Origin of the sequence: Streptomyces sp. NPDC059256 (assembly GCF_042753785.1) — a bacterium.
Classification (GTDB): Bacteria; Actinomycetota; Actinomycetes; order Streptomycetales; family Streptomycetaceae; genus Streptomyces.
The window spans coordinates 1-4,979 of record NZ_JBHYZO010000047.1 but is presented as its reverse complement, the minus strand read 5'-3'; the positions used below and the strand labels follow the sequence as shown (position 1 = coordinate 4,979).

Below are 4,979 nucleotides of genomic sequence, written 5' to 3'. Positions count from 1 at the left end.
GCGGAAGCCGCACCGGAGTCTTCACCGGCGTCATGTACGACGACTACGGCAACCAACTCATGCAAGCCAGCCCCGACGGCTTCGAAGGATTCCTGCTCGCCGGAACCCAGACGAGCGTGGCATCCGGACGGGTGTCGTACGTGCTCGACCTGGCCGGACCCGCCCTGACGGTGGACACGGCGTGCTCGTCGTCACTGGTCGCCCTCCATTTGGCCGCCCAGTCCCTGCGCAACGGCGAGAGCGACCTCGCCCTCGCGGGCGGCGTCACCATCATGGCCACCCCCGCCGCCTTCATCGAGTTCAGCCGCCAACGCGGACTCGCCCCCGACGGACGCTCCAAATCCTTCTCCTCCGACGCCGACGGAGCCGCCTGGAGCGAAGGCGCCGGCCTCCTCCTCATGGAACGACTCTCCGACGCCCAACGCAACGGACACCGCATCCTCGCCATCATCCGCGGCACCGCCGTCAACCAAGACGGCGCCTCCAACGGCCTCACCGCCCCGAACGGTCAAGCACAGCGTCGCGTGATCCATGAGGCACTGGACAGCGCAGGGTTGTCACCATCCGACGTGGACGCCGTCGAAGCACACGGCACCGGCACCACACTCGGCGACCCCATCGAAGCCGAAGCCCTCCTCGCCACCTACGGACAGAACCGACCCACCGACCAACCCCTCCACCTCGGCTCCATCAAATCCAACATCGGCCACACCCAAGCCGCCGCCGGAATCGCCGGAATCATCAAAATGATCCAGGCGATACACCACTCACTCCTCCCCAAAACCCTCCACATCGACGAACCCACCCCCCACGTCGACTGGACCAACGGAAACATCCACCTCCTCACCGAAAACCACCCCTGGCCACCCCACAACCAACCCCGCCGCGCCGGCATCTCCTCCTTCGGCATCAGCGGCACCAACGCCCACATCATCATCGAAGAACCACCAACAACCGAAGAAACCAACCACACCCACGAACACACGGGACCAGTCGCCTGGTTGTTGTCCGCCAGAACTGAACCAGCTCTGCGCGACCAGGCCGACCGACTGCTCCACCACCTCGAAGCCAGTCCGGATCTCAACCCCATGGCTGTCGCCCGCACCCTAACGACGCGGGCCGCCCTCTCTTACCACGCGGGCGTCGTCGGCGCCGAGGTGGAAGACATGCGCTCAGGATTGGCCGCGCTCAGGGACGGCACAGCAGCCGCGAACCTGACACAGGGAGTCGAGATCCCCGGCAGAACAGTGTTCGCCTTCCCCGGGCACGGCGCACAGTGGCCGGGAATGGGTCTGGATCTGCTGGAGACGTCGCCGGTCTTCGCCGAACACGTCCATGCCTGCGACAAGGCCCTGCAGCCGCACACCGGCTGGTCGTTGCTGTCGGTCCTGCGCGGCGAGGCGGGCGCGCCCGAGCTGAATCAGGTCGAGGTAGTCCAACCTGCGCTGTTCACCCTCACGGTGGCACTCGCACGGGTGTGGGAGGCCCACGGTGTCCGGCCAGACGCGGTCGTCGGCCACTCCCAGGGCGAGATCGCCGCCGCGCATATCGCGGGCGCCTTGACGCTGGAGGACGCGGCGAAGATCATCGCGCTGCGGGGGCGGCTCGCCGCCACCATTGCGGGCAGTGGCGGCATGGCGACCGTGCCACTGCCTGTCGAGCGGGTCACCACCGATCTGGCCCGCTACGGAGACGCGCTCTCCATCGCCGGCGTCAACTCTCCGCGCGCCACCGTGGTGTCCGGAGACCTCGATGCCGTCGGCCGGCTGATCTCGGCGTATCAGGACGAGAACGTGGACGCCAAGGCCGTGCCGATCGGGTACGCCTCCCACTCGTCTCATATCGAACCGCTCCGCGACCGCATGTTCGAGGTGCTCGCCGACATCGAGCCCCGAGAGCCGGTCGTCCCGATCTACACCACGGCGCGCGAGAACGGTGCAGGCGTCCGGTTCGACGCCGGCACCCTCTACAGCGCCGAGTATTGGTACGACAATCTGCGGAACCCGGTCAGGTTCCAACACGCGGTCACCGGGCTGCTGGAGGCCGGACACACTCGATTCATCGAGGTGAGTCCCCATCCGGTGTTGACTTCCTCGATCGAACACACCGCAGAAGCGTGTGGCATACAGGCGGTGGCGGTCGGTACCCTGCGCCGTCGCCATGGCGACCAGCGCCAGTTGCTCAGCTCGCTCACCCGCGCTCAGGTGCACGGCATCGACGTGGACTGGAGTGCACTGTTCGCGGGGCCCTCTGGGACCTCCGCAGACCAGTTGGTCTCCCTGCCGACATATCCGTTCCGGCATCGGCGCTACTGGCTGCACCCGGCGGTGAGCCAACGGCAATCCGGAACAGCGACCGGCCACGCACTGATCGGTGCCGTGACCGAACTGCCGGACGGAAAGGGTCACATCCTCACCGGTTCGGTCTCCACCGCCACACACCCTTGGCTGGCGGATCACAGCATCCTCGGTACGACGTTCCTGCCGGGTGCCGCATTCCTCGACCTGGCCCTCCGCGCGGCTGTCGAGGTCGGCGGTGACCGGATCGACGGGCTGGTCCTGGAGAATCCCCTGGCCCTCCTTGGGGACGCACCCGTTCAACTGCACGTCAGCGTCTGCCCGCGCGAGGACAGCGAGGAGCGCGACGTCGTCATTCACTCGCGTCCGGCAGGGCGGCCCGAACATCCGTGGACCCGGCACGCCGGGGGCACCATCGCCGGCGCCGCTTTCGCCGCCGGGGACCGGGCGGTAGCCCCCGCCGTATGGCCGCCGGTCGGAGCGGAACCCATCAACGTGGGCGATGCCTACGGCCGGCTCGACGCCAACGGGTACGAGTACGGGCCGGCCTTCCAGGGGTTGCGGGCCGCATGGCGTTTGGGTGACGAAGTCCTCGCCGAGATCGCGCTGCCGACGGACGAACAGGCCACGATCGGAGGCTTCTGCGTGCATCCGGCATTGCTGGACGCCGCGCTGCACACGGTCGTACTCGGCCTTCTCGGCGACCGCGACGGGACGTGGCTGCCGTTCTCGTTCAGCGGAGTGTCCCTGAATGCGACGGGTGCGAGCAGCCTGCGGATACGGCTTCGTGCGATCGGGAGGGACGAGATCGCCCTGGACATCGCCGACGCGTCCGGCACCCCCGTCGCGAGCTTTGATTCCGTGGCTCTGCGGCCGGTGGACCCCGGCCGGATACGCAGCGCCGCTCAAGGAACGGGGTCGTTGTTCGAGTTGAACTGGACAACCCTCGACCGCAGCACGCTCCAGGGTGCGGGCTCTTCAGGCGCGGCAGGGGAGTCGGGCGAGGCCATGGCGTGGGACGACACCGTCCCTGCCGACGGCCCGATAGCGGAGGTGGTCTTCGCCGAGTGCTCCGCGCCTGACGAGAGCACCGGTGCCGAGGCGGCACATGGCCTCGCCGAACGGGCGCTGGAGCTGACACGGCGTTGGCTCGCCGAGGAACGTGCGGCCTCGTCCCGTCTGGTGGTCGTGACCCGGGGTGCGATCGTCACCGGGCCGGGCGACCGGCTCACGGACCCGGCCGGAGCCGCTGTGTGGGGGCTGGTCCGGTCGGCGCAGTTGGAACACCCGCACCGTTTCGTCCTACTGGACCTCGACGACGCCTCCGCCCGAGCGGTGGCGACGGCGGTGACGACGGCGGCAGCGAGCGGCGAGCCGCAACTCGCGATCCGCAACGGCCAATGCCGTGTGCCCCGACTCGCCAGGGCGTCGGCACTGGCCATTGGTGACGCCCCGTTCGCTCCGAACGGCGTCGTCCTGATCACCGGAGGCACCGGAACCGTCGGCGCGCGCATCGCCCGGCACCTCGTGGTGCGGCACGGGGTACGCCATCTGGTGTTGCTGAGCCGCCGGGGCCCGGGCGCGCCCGGGGCCGCGGAGTTGGGTGCCGAGTTGACCGCGCTGGGCGCGGAGGTCGTCATCACCGCCTGCGACATCACCGACCGCAACAACCTCGCCCGCGTCCTGACCGCACTACCGGAGGACCGTCCGCTGTCGGCCGTCGTCCACGCGGCCGGTGTGCTGGACGACCAGATGCTGACCGACCTGACTCCACACCAGCTGCACACGGTGTTGCGGACCAAGGTGGATGCGGCCTGGCAGTTACATGACCTCACTCTCGACCTGCCGTTGTCTGCTTTCGTTGTCTTCTCCTCCACTGCCGGCACACTGGGAGCGGCAGGTCAGGCGAACTACGCGGCGGCCAACGCATGGCTCGATGCGCTCGCCCACCATCGCCGTTCCCTGGAGCTGCCGAGCACATCACTCGCCTGGGGACTCTGGGCCGACGACAGCGACATGACCGCTTCTCTCACCGACTCCCAGCGCTTGCGTCTCCATCGCCAAGGGCTGCGGCCCATGGCCACCGAGTACGCATTGACGCTGTTCGACTCGGCACTCGCCGCCGGGGCACCGCACGTCGTCGCCGCCGATCTGGATCAACGCGCCTTGCAGAACCGCGCTGCCGAGGGCGATCTGCCGACGGTACTCAGCAGCCTGGTCCGGCAGCGGCCCCGACGTGCAGACGTGTCATCCGGTGACGACCTGGCCGGACGCCTGGCGGGACTGTCCGACAATGACCAGGACGCTCTGCTCGCCGGCCTCGTCCACAGCCACGTCGGCGGGGTGCTCGGCCACTCCAGCACCGTGGAGGGCTCTGAGGATCAGAGCTTTAAGGACCTCGGCTTCGACTCACTTACCGCCGTCGAGTTGCGCAACCGGTTGAACGCCGCGACCGGACTTCGACTCCCGACCACGTTGGTCTTCGACCATCCCAGCATCAATACACTGGCGCGGTACCTCAAGGAGCAGATGGGCACCGTCGAACCGTCGTCCTCGCCCATCACCGTCACGGTTCCCGCCCCGGTCGCCGAGCCGATCGCGATTGTGGGGATGGCCTGCCGTTATCCCGGTGGTGCGGTCTCGCCGGACGCGTTGTGGCGGCTGGTGGCCGAGGGCGGGGAC

The 4,979-nt window shown here is 68.5% G+C and carries 1 protein-coding gene; it reads left to right on the top strand.

The window, feature by feature from the left end:
* Positions 1-4,979, top strand: a 4,979-nt coding sequence (locus ACFXJL_RS34690; RefSeq protein WP_384699462.1) for an SDR family NAD(P)-dependent oxidoreductase, incomplete at both ends; no start/stop codon positions are given.